Source organism: Pseudonocardia ailaonensis (genome assembly GCF_039531635.1).
GTDB lineage: Bacteria > Actinomycetota > Actinomycetes > Mycobacteriales > Pseudonocardiaceae > Pseudonocardia > Pseudonocardia ailaonensis.
Window position 1 is genome coordinate 415,770 of record NZ_BAAAQK010000005.1, and the last position, 15,318, is coordinate 431,087.

20 protein-coding genes are annotated in these 15,318 nt (G+C 73.7%); 8 read left to right on the top strand and 12 right to left on the bottom strand.

Features of this window, described 5'->3' with window-relative positions:
• Positions 1-26 precede the first annotated feature (26 nt).
• The 5 genes from ABD324_RS10650 to ABD324_RS10670 all read right to left on the bottom strand — a co-directional run bounded on the left by ABD324_RS10650 (position 27) and on the right by ABD324_RS10670 (position 3,707).
• Positions 27-608: a dihydrofolate reductase family protein gene (locus ABD324_RS10650; protein ID WP_344415064.1), complete on the bottom strand. Its 582-nt coding sequence runs from the start codon at positions 606-608 to the stop codon at positions 27-29.
• 306 nt (positions 609-914) lie between these two features.
• Positions 915-1,268 carry a VOC family protein gene (locus ABD324_RS10655; protein WP_344415066.1) on the bottom strand — a complete coding sequence of 118 codons (354 nt, stop codon included), beginning with the start codon at positions 1,266-1,268 and terminating at the stop codon, positions 915-917.
• A 34-nt stretch (positions 1,269-1,302) separates the two neighbouring features.
• Positions 1,303-1,716, bottom strand: coding sequence for a cupin domain-containing protein (locus ABD324_RS10660; protein ID WP_344415068.1), 414 nt, complete (start codon positions 1,714-1,716; stop codon positions 1,303-1,305).
• A 40-nt stretch (positions 1,717-1,756) separates the two neighbouring features.
• A complete protein-coding gene (locus ABD324_RS10665; protein ID WP_344415070.1) occupies positions 1,757-2,842 on the bottom strand; it encodes an HNH endonuclease in 1,086 nt (361 codons plus the stop codon).
• Positions 2,843-2,927: 85 nt separating this feature from the next.
• A complete protein-coding gene (locus ABD324_RS10670; protein WP_344415072.1) occupies positions 2,928-3,707 on the bottom strand; it encodes a dienelactone hydrolase family protein in 780 nt (259 codons plus the stop codon).
• A gap of 191 nt (positions 3,708-3,898) precedes the next feature.
• Here ABD324_RS10670 and ABD324_RS10675 point away from each other — a divergent pair, with 191 nt between their 5' ends.
• Positions 3,899-4,669: a methylenetetrahydrofolate reductase gene (locus ABD324_RS10675; protein WP_344415074.1), complete on the top strand. Its 771-nt coding sequence runs from the start codon at positions 3,899-3,901 to the stop codon at positions 4,667-4,669.
• A gap of 58 nt (positions 4,670-4,727) precedes the next feature.
• Positions 4,728-5,150, top strand: a complete 423-nt coding sequence (locus ABD324_RS10680) for a hypothetical protein (protein WP_344415076.1) — start codon at positions 4,728-4,730, stop codon at positions 5,148-5,150.
• 40 nt (positions 5,151-5,190) lie between these two features.
• Here ABD324_RS10680 and ABD324_RS10685 read toward each other — a convergent pair whose 3' ends face one another.
• Genes ABD324_RS10685 through ABD324_RS10695 form a run of 3 tightly spaced genes read right to left on the bottom strand, consistent with a single transcriptional unit; the run spans position 5,191 to position 6,507 of the window.
• The gene (locus tag ABD324_RS10685; protein WP_344415078.1) at positions 5,191-5,412 is read right to left on the bottom strand and encodes a hypothetical protein; all 222 of its coding nucleotides are present in this window, start codon (positions 5,410-5,412) and stop codon (positions 5,191-5,193) included.
• 10 nt (positions 5,413-5,422) lie between these two features.
• A complete protein-coding gene (locus ABD324_RS10690) occupies positions 5,423-5,983 on the bottom strand; it encodes an arsinothricin resistance N-acetyltransferase ArsN1 family B (protein WP_344415080.1) in 561 nt (186 codons plus the stop codon).
• A gap of 23 nt (positions 5,984-6,006) precedes the next feature.
• Entirely contained in the window at positions 6,007-6,507 is a 501-nt protein-coding gene (locus ABD324_RS10695; RefSeq protein ID WP_344415082.1) for a GNAT family N-acetyltransferase, read from the bottom strand.
• A 78-nt stretch (positions 6,508-6,585) separates the two neighbouring features.
• On the opposite strand from ABD324_RS10695, the gene ABD324_RS10700 reads away from it, so the two are divergent.
• Entirely contained in the window at positions 6,586-6,999 is a 414-nt protein-coding gene (locus tag ABD324_RS10700; protein ID WP_344415084.1) for an ATP-binding protein, read from the top strand.
• A gap of 225 nt (positions 7,000-7,224) precedes the next feature.
• On the opposite strand, the gene ABD324_RS10705 is transcribed toward ABD324_RS10700, so the two are convergent.
• Positions 7,225-8,895 carry an FAD-binding dehydrogenase gene (locus tag ABD324_RS10705; RefSeq protein ID WP_344415085.1) on the bottom strand — a complete coding sequence of 557 codons (1,671 nt, stop codon included), beginning with the start codon at positions 8,893-8,895 and terminating at the stop codon, positions 7,225-7,227.
• 115 nt (positions 8,896-9,010) lie between these two features.
• Here ABD324_RS10705 and ABD324_RS10710 point away from each other — a divergent pair, with 115 nt between their 5' ends.
• Positions 9,011-9,709: a DUF899 domain-containing protein gene (locus tag ABD324_RS10710; RefSeq protein WP_344415086.1), complete on the top strand. Its 699-nt coding sequence runs from the start codon at positions 9,011-9,013 to the stop codon at positions 9,707-9,709.
• A gap of 179 nt (positions 9,710-9,888) precedes the next feature.
• Here ABD324_RS10710 and ABD324_RS10715 read toward each other — a convergent pair whose 3' ends face one another.
• Together ABD324_RS10715 and ABD324_RS10720 are read right to left on the bottom strand one after the other, a co-directional pair.
• A complete protein-coding gene (locus ABD324_RS10715; protein WP_344415087.1) occupies positions 9,889-10,110 on the bottom strand; it encodes a hypothetical protein in 222 nt (73 codons plus the stop codon).
• Positions 10,111-10,234: 124 nt separating this feature from the next.
• A complete protein-coding gene (locus ABD324_RS10720; RefSeq protein WP_344415089.1) occupies positions 10,235-10,696 on the bottom strand; it encodes an NUDIX hydrolase in 462 nt (153 codons plus the stop codon).
• A gap of 77 nt (positions 10,697-10,773) precedes the next feature.
• Here ABD324_RS10720 and ABD324_RS10725 point away from each other — a divergent pair, with 77 nt between their 5' ends.
• From ABD324_RS10725 to ABD324_RS10735, 3 genes are all read left to right on the top strand, one after another.
• The gene (locus ABD324_RS10725) at positions 10,774-11,226 is read left to right on the top strand and encodes a hypothetical protein (RefSeq protein ID WP_344415091.1); all 453 of its coding nucleotides are present in this window, start codon (positions 10,774-10,776) and stop codon (positions 11,224-11,226) included.
• Positions 11,227-11,323: 97 nt separating this feature from the next.
• On the top strand, positions 11,324-12,139 hold the full coding sequence (locus ABD324_RS10730) for a Bax inhibitor-1/YccA family protein (RefSeq protein ID WP_344415093.1): 816 nt from the start codon (positions 11,324-11,326) through the stop codon (positions 12,137-12,139).
• A gap of 35 nt (positions 12,140-12,174) precedes the next feature.
• Complete coding sequence (locus tag ABD324_RS10735) at positions 12,175-12,630, top strand: pyridoxamine 5'-phosphate oxidase family protein (RefSeq protein WP_344415095.1); 456 nt, start codon at positions 12,175-12,177, stop codon at positions 12,628-12,630.
• Here ABD324_RS10735 and shbA read toward each other — a convergent pair.
• The gene (gene shbA / locus ABD324_RS10740) at positions 12,627-13,316 is read right to left on the bottom strand and encodes an RNA polymerase sigma factor ShbA (RefSeq protein ID WP_344415097.1); all 690 of its coding nucleotides are present in this window, start codon (positions 13,314-13,316) and stop codon (positions 12,627-12,629) included. The two genes, ABD324_RS10735 and shbA, sit on opposite strands and share 4 nt — an antisense overlap.
• Positions 13,317-13,661: 345 nt before the next feature.
• Between shbA and ABD324_RS10745 the strand changes: the two genes are divergently transcribed.
• The gene (locus ABD324_RS10745) at positions 13,662-15,266 is read left to right on the top strand and encodes an nSTAND1 domain-containing NTPase (protein ID WP_344415099.1); all 1,605 of its coding nucleotides are present in this window, start codon (positions 13,662-13,664) and stop codon (positions 15,264-15,266) included.
• Positions 15,267-15,318: the final 52 nt, after the last annotated feature.

Genomic DNA, 15,318 nt, shown 5'->3' on the forward strand with positions numbered 1-15,318 from the left:
CGATCATGGCCCCGCGGGCGAGAACGTCAGCTCGCCGCCGCCGACGCTCCGCCGCGAGCGGGCTCCCTGTCTTGCACGCGGAAGCGGAGCATGGTCACCGACCCCGACTGCCTGTTCTCGAACGGTTCGAGATCGATCCTGCCGAGCCCGGGGGTCGAGAAGCGCACGCCGTTGCCGAGGAGCACGGGCACGACGTACACCAGCACCTCGTCGACGAGCCCCTGACGCAGACACTGGCTGGCGAGGTCGGCGCCGAGGATCTCCAGGTCCTTGCCGCCCGCTGCGGCACGGGCCGTGGCCACGGCCTCTTCGAGGCCGCAGGTGAGGAAGGTGACCCCGCGCTGCGGCTCGTCGGGCGGGCGGTGGGTCAGGACGAACACCGGTCCGCCGTCGTAGTCGATGTCCTCGACGGCCATCCGCATGCTCACCTCGTGGGTGCCCCGGCCGATCAGCATGGCGCCGGTGGCCTGCATGACGTCGGGGAACGCGTCGTTGTCGAGGTGGTCGAAGATCCAGTCCATGGCGTGGTCGGGGCCGGCGATGAAGCCGTCCAGCGACATCGACCTGTTCACGACGACCTTGCCCAGGCCGGAGTCCGCAGTGCTCATGTCGCTGTAGACCGGGCGCGGCCCGCGAACTCATCGGCGGCGGGCCCGCTGGTTCAGAGCTCGCTCGTGTCGCGACCGCGACGTGCGGCAGCCGTTCGCTCGCAAGAGGGGTTCGACTGCGCCGCGAGGTGCACCATCCGGGCGATCTCCACGGCGTCGAGCCGGTCGGACCTCAGGCTCAGCGTGAAACGGTGCGATTCGGCGAGCAGGCTTCTCGACGACCGTTCCCACCGTCTGCCCCAATGGCGTCCGGCCTGATCGGCGATTCTGTGCTCGGCCTGCTGTCGCGGGCCCACCTCGGGTATCTCAGTCCGCCTGCCAGAGCTCGATCCGGTTTCCTTCCGGATCGGTGACCCATCCGAAGCGGCCGACGCCCTCCATCTCCTGGGTCTCCTCCGCCACGTCGGCGCCCGCGGCGCGGAGCTGGGCGAGCATTGCGTCGAGGTCGCGGACCCGGAAGTTCAGCATGACCCGTTGGGTCGGGGAGCCGAAGTAGTCGGTGTCGGACTCGAAGGTCGCGAAGACGGTCGGGCCGGGTTGTTGCTGCCACTGGCCGTGCTCGTCGGCGTCGAGGCCCAGGCTGTCGCGGTACCAGGCGCTCAGGGCGGCCGGGTCGTTCGCGCGCAGGAAGTGGCCGCCGATCCCGAGAACGCGTTCCATGTCGCAATGGTGTCAGGCGACGGGGCCCAGCTCGCTACGGCACTCGGTTCTCCAGGTCCGGCCGCATGACCACGCTCTCCTGCTCGTTCGCGTCCGTGCGGGCGCCGACGAAGACGGCGGGGGTGTCGGTGCGGTTCACCGCCACGTGCGGCACGCCCGCCGGGATGTAGAGGTAGTCGCCGGCGTGGGCGAGCTCGCGATGCTGCAGGTGGTCGCCGGTCCACAGCTCGACCTCGTCGCCGCTGACGAGGTAGAACGCCGACTCGTGGTGGTCGTGGACGTGCGCCTTCGTGCGGCCACCGCCAGCGGGCAGCGTGACCGAACCGAGCCACAGCGCGCGGGCACCGACGGTCTCGGCGCTCACCCCCGGGACGTACTCCGGACCCTGCTTGCCCTGGTAGGCGGTCCCGGCCCGCACCACCGATCCGACGGTCGCCCTGCCGTCCATCCGCGGCACGGTACTCCCGGCCGAGTGACGAGAACAGAGGTCAGCCGGGCGGATCGGGGTCCGGGATCTCGCGGACGAGGTTGTGGAACTCGCACAACCCGCGGCCGTTGTCGAAGCGGGTGGCGCCGCCGTCCGCCCACCGGTGGACGTGGTCGAGATGGCGGATCGGGGCGTCGCAATGGGGCGCGGTGCAGCGGCCGCCGTCCCGGATGCGGATCATGTGCGCGAGGGGTCCGCGGAAGGTGCGCCGGCGGGAGTCCCCACCGATGACCAGGCCCTCCTTGGTGACGAGTCGTCGCCAGGTGCGCCGACCGTCTCCGGTGAGGAGGCCGGCGGGGACCGGACCGAAGCCGGGGATCTCCGCGGGGAGCGGCCCGTCGTCGTCGACCAGCGCCTCGAGGGGAACGAGGACCTGGACCTCGACGTCCGTGGTGGTCGCGGGGGCGCCGGTGAGCCGTTCGACGAGCGTGTCCGCCAGGATCTGCGACCGGCCGCGGGTGACCGGGCCGGGACCGACGAACTCCGCCTGCACCGCCTTGTGCAGGGCACCGAAGCAACGGATCGCCTGCTCGGCGGGCAGCAGGGCGCGGAGCCAGGCCATCCCGTCGCCGGCCGGGGTGACCGACACGTACCGGCCGCGACGGGCGGCGGTGGCACGCTCGGCGAACTTCTCCGGGGAGATCCGGGCGGCGATCGAGCGGGCCAGATCGCCCACCCGGCGCAGCCCGAGCCGGCTGATCCGGTGCGTGGTCAGCTCCGCGTCGAGCCGGGCGCGCTCCGGACCGTCCAACCAGGACGCCGCGGTGACGATGGCCGCGACCTTGCGCTCGTCGAGCTCGCCGGCCGAGTACAGCTCCCGCACCCGGTCGAGCCCGGCGTGCAGGTCGCGCGCGATCCGCAGCTGCTCACGGCCCCGGGTGGGCGACATCCCGAGCGCCGCGGCGACCTGGCCGACCACGGCGGACTCGATCTGCTCGGGCCCGACCAGCCCGGCGTCGAGCTGCCCGGCCCGCGCCTCGACCTCCTCGCGGGCGAGCGCGCGGACCTCGTCGGTGATCTCCGCGGAGATCGAGTTCCGCAGCGCGACGAGCTGCTCCAGCCGCGCCACCCGCTCTCCGCGCGACACGGCGGAAGCCGATCGCGGGAGAGCGAGGGTCGCGGTGGACATGCCTCTAGACGACCTGGTCAGAGGCCAGATATCGAACATTTGTTCACTGTGGAATCGCTCGGCTTCCCCGAGTGGGCGAGCCCTGCGGCACCGTGGCCGGGCCGGCGGAGGAGAGCGGCCGAACCGGCAGGTGCCGGGCGAAGAACCGCACCGCGCTGTCCGCCTCGAAGCGCGGCACCTCCTTGTGCCGGCCGGAGTTGGCGTGCAGCGACTTCTCGGCCGACCCGAACGCGTCGAACAGGGCCAGGCCCTCCTCCCGCGGGATGTTCTCATCGTCCCACTGGAGGTCGAACTCGATCGGCACGGTGATCGTGCGAGCCGTGGCGGCCACGGTCTCCGGCCAGAACATGCCGAGGACGGCCGCGGCGATGCGCGGCTCGGCGGCGATCAGCGGGATGCCGATCGCGGTGCCCATGTTCAGTCCGAAGTAGCCGACGGGGCCGGGGTCCAGCGCGTCGAGCACGGCGCGCCACTCCGGGACCGCACGGCGGGCGATGTCGGCGTTGTAGCGCCCGACGATGTCTCCGAGCGGCTCCCCGGCCGCCATGGCGCGCGCCATGATCGCGCGGTCCCGCTCGTCGACCGGGGTGAGCGGACGGCCGCCGTGGCCCGGCGCGTCGATGCTCACGGCGCGGAACCCGCCGTCGACCAGCCGCTGTGCACGCCCGGACATGGCGGGCGAGTGGCGGTCGTTGCCGCCGCCGTGGCCGAGCAGGACGAGCGGTCCCGGCTCGGGGCCGGACCAGAGGACGCCGGGGACGTCCCCGACGGTGAAGTCGCGTGTGCGGACGCCGTTCACGGTCGCGTCCGAGGTGAAGTTCATGATCGTTGCCTCTCGGGAGTGCCTGGGGGCGCTCCCGGCAACGTCAGTCGCCGGCCCGTGCGGAGAGCGGGAGCACCCGGTGCGGTACTGCGGTCACGGGACTCACCTCCTCGCGTCGATCACGGACGGGTGCGACGGTAGCGGGCCCGCCGCCGTCGTCCAAGGGGTTTACGCGGGGCTACCGTGACCGGGTGTTCTCCGTCGTCTGCGAGATCGAGCCGCCCACCCGCCCGGACCTGACCCGGGCCCGGCACCAGATCGGGGTGCTCGCCCCGGTCGTCGACGATTTCCTCATCCCCGACAACCACATCGGGCGCGCCACGGTGTCCAGCATCGCGGTGGCGAACGAGGTGCACGCGATGGGCCGGCGCAGCATCGCCTGCCTCAACTCGCGGGACCGCAACCTGCTCGGCTTCCAGCGCGACCTCCTCACCGCCGCGGCGTACGGGGTGGACCGGTTCCTGTTCGTGGCCGGCGACAAGCCGACGGCCGGGGACCGGGCCGGCGGGCTGACCGTGCGCACCATGATCGAGGAGGCCCGCGCGGTGACGGAGCGGCCCGAGTTCGCGGGCGTCGCGCCCTTCGGGATCGGGGTGACCGCAGGGTCCCGACGGCGGCTGGTCCCGTGGAAGCGCGAGGCGGACTTCGTGTTCGTGCAGGTCGGCTTCTCGGTCGAGGAGTTCGTGCGCTGGCGCGAGGAGAACCCCACCGACCAGCCCGTCTACGCCGGGGTGATGGTGCTGGCGAGCGCGGGGATGGCCCACCGGCTGCGGGCGAGCGTGCCGGACATCGAGATCCCGGACGAGCTGGTGAGCAGGGTCGCGGCGGACCGGCAGGCGGGCGTGGAGGCGGCCTGCGCGCAGGTGCTCGCGCTGCGGGAGAGCGGTGCCTGCGACGGGGTCCATCTCGTGCCGGTCAGCAGGTACCGGGACGTGGCGGTGCGGCTCGAACAGGTGCTGTGACGCTCGACCGATGAGAACCGGCCCGCCGTCCGGTCCCCACTGCGACGAGGGAGGACTCATGGATCTGGACGTGCTGGTGGGCGAGTGGACGGCGGAGGCGCGGTTCTCGTTCACACCGGAACCGGTGAGCGGGCGGATGTCGGTCGCGTGGGACGTCGGCGGGGCGTTCCTGGTGCAGCGTTCCACCGCCGAGCATCCGGACGCGCCGGACTGCCTCGCCGTGATCGCGCCGGACGGGGAGGCCTACGTGCAGCACTACTTCGACTCGCGCGGGGTGGTGCGCGTCTACCGGATGACGCTGCGCGACAACGAGTGGACGCTGCTGCGCGACCAGCCGGACTTCAGCCCGCTCGACTTCGCGCAGCGGTACGTCGGCGCGATCGGCGAGGACGGCCGGACGATCACGGGCCGCTGGGAGACCTCGCAGGACGGCGGGGCGACCTGGGAGCTCGACTTCGACCTGGACTACCGCAAGGACTGAAGGCGGACGGTCTCGATCGGCGTCGGTCCGGCCCGCGGGCTCAGACGAGGCGGTCGCCGGGGTGGGGCGCGGGGGCGGGCTGTTCCTGCTGGACCTCGGTGTCCCGTCGGGCCTGCAGCGCGACGGGGTGCCAGAGCTCGTCGAACGGGTTCATCACGGCGCCGGCGTCCCGGGTCCGCAGCCGGCGGGCGGCCCAGGCGAGCCCGCCGAGCACGACCGCGAACAGACCGACGATCACCAGGATTCCCACGGCCGTCGACATGCGGGGCAGGTTAGCCGAGGCAGCGGGCGACGACGGCCGGATCGAGCCGGGCGAGCGGCACCGGCTCTGCGGGCGACGCCTGCGGGCCGACGAGCGGTCGCTGCCACCAGCCGACGTCGCGCCAGCGGTCGAACTTGTACCCGACGGCCCGGAACACCCCGACCGCCTCGAACCCGAGCGCCTCGTGGAAGCCGACGCTGGGCGGGTTCGGCAGCGTGACGCCGGCGAACGCGTGCGCGTAGCCCTGTTCGGTCAGCAGGGCGAGCAGCGCGGTGTAGAGAGCGCGTCCGACACCGCAGCGATGGACGTCCGGTCCTGTGTAGACGCTGACGTCGACGCTCCAGCGGTACGCGGCCCGGCTCCGGTGGGGGCCGGCGTAGGCGTAGCCGCGCACCCCGTCGAGGTCGGCGACCAGCCAGGGATGGGCGGGGAGGGTTCCCGCGATCCGCTCCCGCATCTCGGCCTCGGGCGGCGGTTCGCTCTCGAAGGAGATCGCGGTGTCGCGGACGTAGGGGGCGTAGACCGCGGCGACGGCCGCCGCGTCGTCGGGGGTCGCGAGGCGGATGCGCACGTGGTGATCGTGCCCGCAGCCCGTCAGAGGTTGTCGAAGGGTGGGGCGTAGCGGAACGTGCCGCGGAACGGGGAGCCCAGGACCGTCAGCAGGCGGACCTGGAAGTACGGGCCCCATTCCGGGTTCGGGGACATGTGGCCGGCGGCCCGGAAACCGAAGCGGGAGTAGTAGGTCGGGTCGCCCAGGAGGGCGACGACCGTCTCGCCGGTCGCCTCGGCGGCGCCCAGCAGGGCGTGCATCAGGGCGCTGCCGACCCCGGTGCCCTGCTGGTCCGGCGCCACCCCGAGCGGGCCGACGCCGAGTGCCGGATGGTCGCCGACGTAGCCGCGGGTCGCGATGACGTGCCCCGCGATCCCGTCCGGGCCCAGGGCGACCAGGGAGAACTGCGGCAGGAACCACGGGCCCACCCGCAGGGCCTGCAGCAGCGGGACCTCGACGGGTTCGCCGGGGCCGGTGGCGAAGGCGGCGCGCTGGACCGCGTCGACGAGCTCGTGGTCGGCGAGGCGTTCGCGGCGGACGATCACGGCGCGGATCGTGCCGCCCCGCCGGGCCGCTGTCGAGAGGGTTGCGTGAACCGGTTCCGGACGGGGTACGACTCCGGCATGTCCTCTTCCGGGATGGCCCTCGCGGAGCCGGCCGTCGACGGCCCGCAGCCCGCATCGCTCGTCGCGAGCTTCCGCGACGCGACCTGCCTACCCGCGTTGCGGCGCTGGCTGCGCGAGCATCTCGCGGAGGACTCCGACGCACGGTGCGACGCCGAGCTCGTGTGCACCGAGCTGGTGACCAACGCCGTCGAGCACGCGCACGGACCCCGCTCCGTGCGGATCACGATGCTCGACCCCCTGCGCCTGCGCATCGAGGTGGACGACGGTGAGCCGGGTGCGCGGCCCACGCTCGGCCGGTCGCGGTTCGGGTCCGTCCGAGGTCGCGGGCTGATGCTGGTCGACACGGTCAGCCGCTGGGGCGTGCGCCGCCGGCGCACCGGCAAGACGGTCTGGGCGACGCTGGGAACCTGAGAGACGGACGCGGCCCGGCCGCCGTCGAGGTCGGCCGGGCCGCTGTGCCCCCGGGGGTGCGCGCGTCGCTCCCCAGTTCCGCGCGCGAGGCGGTCCCCGTGTCGAGACGGTCGGTACCGAACCCCCGTCCCCGTCGGTACCAGGGGTCAGTGTGCGCCCGTTCGATCACGTTTCGGCTACCCCCTCGCGCCGGAACGGAAACGGTGTGGGCCGGGATCGGGCCCCTCAGCTCACCTCGCGGGCCGCGGCCCGGCCCACCTGCCGGCCCCCGAAGAGGCAGCCGCCGAGGAAGGTGCCCTCCAGCGAGCGGTAGCCGTGCACGCCGCCGCCGCCGAAGCCGGCCACCTCGCCGGCCGCGTACAGGCCGGGAACAGGTGTGCCCCCGGCGTCGAGCACCCGGCCGGTGAGGTCGGTCTGCAGGCCGCCGAGGGTCTTGCGGGTGAGCACGTGCAGCTTGACGCCGATCAGCGGTCCGGCCTTCGGGTCCAGGATCCGGTGCGGCGCGGCCGTGCGGCCGAGCCGGTCACCGCGGTAGCGGCGTGCATTGTGGATGGCGCTGACCTGCAGATCCTTCGTGAACGGGTTGGCCAGCTCGCGGTCCCGGGCGACGATCTGCTTCTCGATCGCGGCCGCGTCGAGCAGCGGCGAGGGGGTCAGCTTGTTCATGCCGTCGACCAGCTCAGCGAGGGTGCCGGCGACCACGAAGTCCTCCCCGCGCTCCTTGAACGCCTCGACGGGCGCCGGGGCGCCGGGCCGGATCCGGCCGAGCGTGGCCCGGACGTCCTTGCCGGTCAGGTCCGGATTCTGCTCGGAGCCCGACAGGGCGAACTCCTTCTCGATGATCTTCTGGGTGAGCACGAACCACGAGTGGTCGTGGCCGGTCGCGCGCAGCGCCGCGAGCGTGCCCAGGGTGTCGAAGCCGGGGAAGTAGGGCGCCGGGAGCCGGCGGCCGGTCGCGTCGAGCCAGATCGACGACGGGCCGGGCAGGATCCGGATGCCGTGGCCGGCCCAGATCGGCGAGTGGTTGCGGATGCCCTCGGTGTAGTGCCACATCCGGTCGCGGTTCACCAGCCGCCCGCCCGCGGCCTCGGTGATGCCGAGCATCCGGCCGTCGACATGGGCCGGGACGCCGGTGATCATGTGCTCGGGCGGGGTGCCGAGGCGCTGCGGCCAGTTCGCCCGGACGAGGTCGTGGTTCGCGCCGATGCCCCCGGACGTCACGATCACGGCGCCGGCGGTGAGCGAGAACTGCCCGGTCTCCGCGCGCGAGCTCGCCACCCCGCGGGCCGCGGTGCTGGGCTCCAGGATCGCGCCGGACACCCCGGTGATCGCGCCGTCCGTGCTGGTCAGGGCGTCGACCCTGTGCCGGGCACGGAACTGTACGAGGCCGGCCCGCTCGGCGTCGCGCACCGCGTTCGCGAAGGGCTCGACGAGGCCGGGACCGGTGCCCCAGGTGACGTGGAAGCGGGGGACGGAGTTGCCGTGGCCGTCGGCCAGGTAACCGCCGCGCTCGGCCCAGCCGACCAGCGGGAACCAGCGCACGCCCAGCCCGTGCAGCCAGGCGCGCTTCTCACCCGACGCGAAGTCGACGTACGCCGTGGCCCACTGCCGCGCCCAGAAGTCCTCGCCCGCCGGGTCGTCGACGCCGCGGTCGAAGCCGGCGCTGCCCAGCCAGTCCTGCAGGGCGAGCTCGGCGGAGTCCCGCACGCCCATCCGGCGCTGCTCGGGGGAGTCGACCAGGAAGAGCCCGCCGAAGGACCAGAACGCCTGGCCGCCGAGGTTCGCCTCCGGCTCCTGGTCCAGGAGCAGCACCCGGCGGCCCGCCGCCGCGAGCTCGGCGGTGGCCACGAGCCCGGCGAGGCCGGCTCCCACGACGATCACGTCGGCGTCCGTCACGGTCCCCACCCTGGCCCTCCGCGTGGCCGTCGGCAATCCGGGTATATCCGGCGCACCGATGAGTTCCGGGGTCGTGCGGGGTCGACACCCGAGGAACCGATTCGAGGAGGAGCACATGACTCTGCCGGAGATCGTGAGCCGCGAGGAGTGGACCGCCGCACGGACGGCGCTGCTGGAGCGGGAGAAGGAGCTCACCCGGGCGAGGGACGCGCTGAGCGCGGACCGCCGGCGGCTGCCGATGGTCGAGATCGGGAAGGACTACCGGTTCGACGACGGCCGGGCCGGGCTGCTCGACCTGTTCGAGGGCCGCCGCCAGCTGATCGTCGGGCACTTCATGTTCGACCCGGAGTGGGACGAGGGCTGCCCGAGCTGCACGGCCGGGGCGGACGAGGTGAGCGACGGCCTGCGCCTGCACCTCGCGAGCCGGGACGTCACGCTCGCGTACGTCTCGCGGGCACCGCTGGCGAAGATCGAGCGGTACAAGGCGGCCAGGGGCTGGACCTTCCCCTGGTACTCCTCGCACGGGAGCGACTTCAACTACGACTTCCACGTCACGCTCGATCCGGCGGTCGCGCCCGTCGAGTACAACTTCCGGGCGGAGGACCTGACCGGCGAGGCGCCCGGGCTCTCCTGTTTCGTGCGCGACGGTGAGCGCCTGTTCCACACCTACTCGCAGTACGCCCGCGGAGCCGAGTGGACCGGCGGTTCGTACGCGTTCCTCGACCTCACGGCGTTGGGACGGCAGGAGGAATGGGAAGAGCCGAAGGGGCGATCGGACGTTGGGCGGGGTGCCGTACCGATCTTCGACGCCTGATGCCTCTGACCAGTATTGATGACATCGGGCGATCAACTATGACGTCTGAGTAACGTCGGTCCCTCGTCCCGCGAGGTAAAGACACACCGCGTGCTGCTGGGGAGCGAGCACGCGCTGCCGGGTGCCGCGATCCGATCACCATCGGGGCGGGTCGCGGCGCCCACCCGGCGCCTTCTGCGTCAGCGGGCCGGACGGTCCTGTTCCCGGGTGCGGGCGGCCAGCGGGCCCTTCCCGCGCCGGGTCAGCCAGCCATTGGCCTGGTGCAGGGTCCGGCTGACGGTGTTCGGGCCGCGGCGCTGTTCGATCAGGTCCGCGGCCTTGCCCATCAGCCAGCCGCCCAGCGGCACCGCGACCGCCAGGACCAGCCACATCCGCAGCCGCTTGGACAGGAAGGCCCACATCGCTCCGCCACACCTCCGTCGCCTCCCGCCGGTCGGCGGGTGCGGCGAGCCTAGGGTGCGGCGGCCTGGTCGGCGATCCGGACCGCTCGTGAGTGGCGATCGTCGCCGGGGCGGTGATCGCCACTCACGGGAGGCGGGCCGCGGCGGTGGCGGGGTCGTCCTCGCGCCAGGCGGTGAGTCCCTTGTCGACGAGCGGGACCCGGGTCAGGCCCGCGACCTCGTCGAGGGCGAACCAGCCTGCCATGTCGGTGGAGCCGCCGACCTCGTGGCGCAGCTCCCCGCCCGTGACCCGGCCCGAGTAGAGGATCCGCACGCCCCACATGTCCATCGGGTCGCCCGCGTACGTGGTCGCCTCCGGCAGGTGCATCGAGTCCACGTCCAGCAGCCGGTCGAGGGCGACCGTGTAGCCGGTCTCCTCCTCGACCTCGCGGATCGCGCCGCGCCGCGGGTCCTCCCCGTGGTCGAGCCCGCCGCCGGGGAGCGTCCAGCGGGGGACCTTCGGCCCGTTCCAGCGGGCGAGGAGCACCTGCCCATCCTCGACGCAGACGACATAGGCGGCGGGGCGGACGACGCGCGGCACGGTCACCGACCGAACCTATCCTCCTGACGTGACGGCGCCCTCAAGATCCCCTCTGACCTGCGGATCTTCGCTATCCTGCCCTCGTGTCGGGTGACCGTCCGGTCCTGCTCGGCGTGCTGCTGTACGTCGGGATCGCCGTCGCGCCGACCGTCCTGCTCTGGGCCTCGGTGCGGTACCTGCCTGCCCTGCTCGACCTGCCCGCGCTGATCGGCAGGCTGGGCCGGCTCGTCCGCCCTCCCGCGCCCCCGACCCTGCTGCCAGTGGGTCAGACGTTCGAGTCGCTCGTCCGGGACCTGCACCGGCTGCGCCGCGAGGTCGTGGGCCGCCAGCCGACCACCCGGGTGCGCCGGGTCGCCCTCCTCGCAGCGTACGACGACGTGCTGCACGACATGTGCCGCGCCGTCGGCGTGGACCGCGGGCCGCTGTCCCAGGTCCCGGAGCGGGAGCGGCCCTTCGCCCGGCTCCAGATCGAGGCCGCGCTGGAGGAGGCCGGGGTCCTGCTCGAACCGCCGAAGGCCGGACCCGCCGCCGCGTGATCTCCATGGGTAAAGTCGTCTTTACCGGAGCGGGAACCAACCCGGGTCGGACCGCGTTCCACCAGTAGCGCGGAGACAGACGCGATGAGGAGGACCCGTGCGCACCAGCAGCAACCCGGCGTTCCGCAACCTGCCCAGCGGGCAGGGGTACGCCACCTTCGACCGCCAGGGCGGCGGCATGATGGGCGGCGGCGCCGCCTATGCCGACACCCAGGCCCAGGGCGCCGAGTTCGGCCGCGCCGGTGCCGGTGAGCGGCCGCTGACCGTCGACGACGTGGTGATCAAGACCGCGATCACCGCCGGTGTCGCGCTGGTCGCGGGCATCCTCACGGCCATCTCCGGCCTCTACTGGCTGGCCCTGCCGGCGTTCATCGTGGGCTTCGTGGTCTCGCTGATCGTCATCTTCAAGCAGAGCAGCAACCCCGCTCTCGTCCTGATCTACTCGGCCTGCATGGGGGTCGCGCTCGGCGCGATCACCGGGGCGCTCGAGTTCTCCGGCACGAACTTCCAGGGCATCGGCTTCCAGGCGATCGTCGGCACCGCGGGCGTGTTCGTCGGCATGCTGGTCGTCTACAAGACCGGCGCCGTGAAGGTCACGCCGAAGTTCACCAAGTGGCTGATCGGCGCCTCGATCGGCGTCGCCGTGCTGATGGTCGTCAACCTCATCGCCGGCTTCTTCCTCACCGGCGGGCTCAGCCTGCGGGACGGCTCGCCGCTCGCCTACCTGTTCTCGATCGTCTGCATCGGCATCGCCGCGTTCAGCCTGCTGCTGGACTTCGACATGGCCGACCGCGCGGTCAAGGGTGGCGCCCCGGCGACGTTCGCCTGGTACATCGCCTTCGGCCTCATGACGACCCTGGTCTGGCTGTACATCGAGATCCTGCGGCTGCTGAGCTACCTGCGCCAAGACTGACGGGAACTGTCAGGGTTCCCCGCCAGGATGTCGCCATGGCCTCCTGGAAGGACGTCGAGGAACAGGCACCCGAGCTGGCCGGTCGGGCCCGCCTGATCCTCGACGCGCACAAGCACAAGACGCTCGCCACCCTCCGTGCCGACGGCTCGCCCCGGATCTCCGGGATCGAGTGCGAGTTCGCGGGTGGCGAGCTGACGTTCGGGTCCATGGCGGGCGCCCGCAAGCTCGCCGACCTGCGCCGCGATCCCCGGTTCGCGCTGCACAGCGGCTCGGACGATCCGCCGGAGACGCCGAACGCGTCGACCTGGGCGGGGGACGCGAAGGTCTCCGGCCGTGCGGTGCCCACCGGCTCCCCGGGCGACGACGGGTCGGAGGGCTTCCGCGTCGACGTCACCGAGGTGGTGGTGACCGGCCTGAACGAGGCGGGGGACAGGCTCGTCGTCGAGTTCTGGCGGGAGGGCGCGGGCCTGCGCCGGGTGGAACGGACCTAGGTCTGGGCGGCGAGCCAGCCGCGCAGCTTCTGCAGGGCGCGGTGCTGGGCCACCCGCACCGCGCCCGGCGTCGAGCCGACCGCCCGGGCGGCCTCCTCGGCGGTCATCTCGCCGAGCACCCGCAGCACCACGATCTCCCGCTGCTGGGCCGGCAGCCGGTCGACGAGGACCATCAGCCGGGCCATCTCCGAGGTGCCCACGGCGGCCTGCTCCGGCCCGGCGTGGGTGTCGGTGGGCTCGGGGAGGTCGTCGGAGGGGTCGGAGCGGTCCCGGGCTGCCGAGCGGTAGGCGTCCGCCACCTTGTTGCGGGCGATCCCGTAGGCGAAGGCCATGAACGGGGTGTCGCGGGCGGCCGAGTCGCGGTAGCGCGGCAGCGAGGTGCACACGGCCAGGACGACCTCCTGGGCAACGTCCTCGGCCGTCGCGACGCCCGTGGCGCGCGCCCCGAGCCGGCCGCGGCAGTAGCGCAGCAACACCGGCCCGACGCGGCGCAGCAGGGCGTCCAGGGCGCGGCGGTCGCCCTCGGCGGCGGCGCGGGCGAGGGCGGTGAGCTCGGCGTCGAGGTCGGCGGCCGCCGGTCGCGCCGGTGTCCCGTCGCCCACGGTGCCCGCGGTGTCCTCGGTGCCGTCGGCGACCGGTGGCCCCTCGCCCCCCGCGTGCACGTGCGTCCCCCGTTCTGCGGGCACGTCGTGCGGTGTGGGCCCGCGGCGTCCGGCGGTGGTGGACGCCGCGGGTGCTCGAGGCCGGAAGGACGCCAACGGGTCGCCCGGCGGGGAGCGGGACGGCCGCACCGGCTGTGGGACGTGCCGGGCAGCGCGGTGACACCGAGCGACGGCGGCGTGCCCCTCCGACCCCACCCGGTGTCGTCCCGGGAGGAACGGTAGCCCGAACGGGCGTGTCACGTGCTCCGAAAAGGCGCAGAGCGACCGGTTCGTACAACCTCGTACACCCGGTCCGGGGGCTGACCTGCAGCGAGCCGGCGGGCTCCGGGGGCCCTATCCTTCGGCCGGACAGCTTCGGGGGGAGCGAGGATGCCGTCACGCCGGCCGGGTGCGGACGCTCCGGTCGGCGTCGCGGACCGGGCGGGTTTCGCCGCGCAGCTGGCCGGCTTGAAGGAGTCCACCGGGCTGAGCTTCCGCGAGCTGGCCCGCCGCACCCGCGGCCCGCGGACACCCCTCGGGCTGCCCTTCACCACCCTCCGCGACTACGTGCAGGGCCGCTCGCTGCCGCCTCCCGAGCGGCTCGACGGGATCCTCGACGCGTTCGGCGTCCCCGCGCAGGGCCGGGACGAGTGGCGGGCGGCGTTGCGCCGGGCCGCCGCGGCCCCGGCCCGGCCGCCCGCGGACCTGCGCCCCTATCCGGGCCCCGAGCCCGTGGGAGACGGCCTGCGCGGGCGGGACGCGCTGGTGGCCCACGTGCTGCAGCGGGTCCGGGCCGGCGGGGTCGTGCCGGTCGTGGGGCCGTCCGGGGTCGGGGTGACCTCGCTGCTGCGCGCCGCGGTGCTGCCCGCGCTGCCCGGGCCCGTCGAGGTGCTCGAACCCGGCCCGGACCCGGCCGCCGCGCTCCACCACACCCCGTTCCTGCTGGTCGACGACCTGGACACACTCGCCCCCGAGGGCCCTGCCCGCGAGTGGCTCGACGACGCCGTCCGCGCGCTGCTGGCCGCCCGCGTGACGGACCGTGTGGTGCTGCTCGGGCTGCGCGAGCACCGGTACGCCGAGCTCGCAGGCGTCGACGGGCCCCTCCCGGTCCGGGTCGGCGGCATGTCGGCGGCGGACCTGCGCGAGGTGATCGAGGGTCCTGCCCGGGAGGCCGGGTTCCCGCCGGCGGACGGCCTGGCCGACGTCGTGCTCGGCGAGCTGGACATCGCCCCGGACGCGCCGGCGTCGCCACCCGGCGCGCTGCCCCTGCTGGCCCTGGCACTGGCCGCGACCTGGGAGAAGACCCTCGACGACGGGGGATCCGGCCTCACCCTGGCCCACTACCGGGACTCGGGCGGGCTGCACGGCGCCGTCGCGGAGGCGGCCGAGGCGGCGTGGGCGGTGCTGTCCGCGGAACGTCGCGAGCTCGCCCGGATCGTGCTGCTGCGGATGGTCCGCAGCCAGGGCACGACCGGCGACGTGACGACCGTGCGCCGCCGGGTGCTGCGCGCGGGCTACGGGTACGGCCTGCGCCGGGCCCAGCGCGAGGACCTCGACGCGGTGGTGGACGCGCTGGTGGCCGCCCGGATCCTCACCGAACGGGAACGGACGGTCGAGATCGCGCACGACGCCGTCGTCACGGGGTGGCCGCGGCTGGCCGGCTGGATCGCCGAGGACCGGGAGCAGCGCCCGGCCCGCGCACTGCTCACCGAGGCCACCCGGATGTGGTTCGACGCGGACCGCGACGACGGCGCCCTCCTGCGTGGGCGGCGCCTCGACGTCGTCACCGCGTTCGCCGCCGAGCCCGCCGCCCTGGCCGAGCTGTTCCCGCTGGAACGGGAGCTGCTCGCGATCAGCCAGGCCCGCCGCGCGGACACCCGAACGGACCGCCGCCGCGACATCCGCCGGCTGCAGGCCACGGTCGTCGTGCTGGCGGTGCTGCTGCTCGCCGTGGTCACCGCCCTGGTGGTCGTGGTGGTGGGAGGGGGGCGCTGACGCGCCGCGGCCGGAGCGAGCGGTGGGCCGGGGTTCGTGAGGGCCCTCCTGG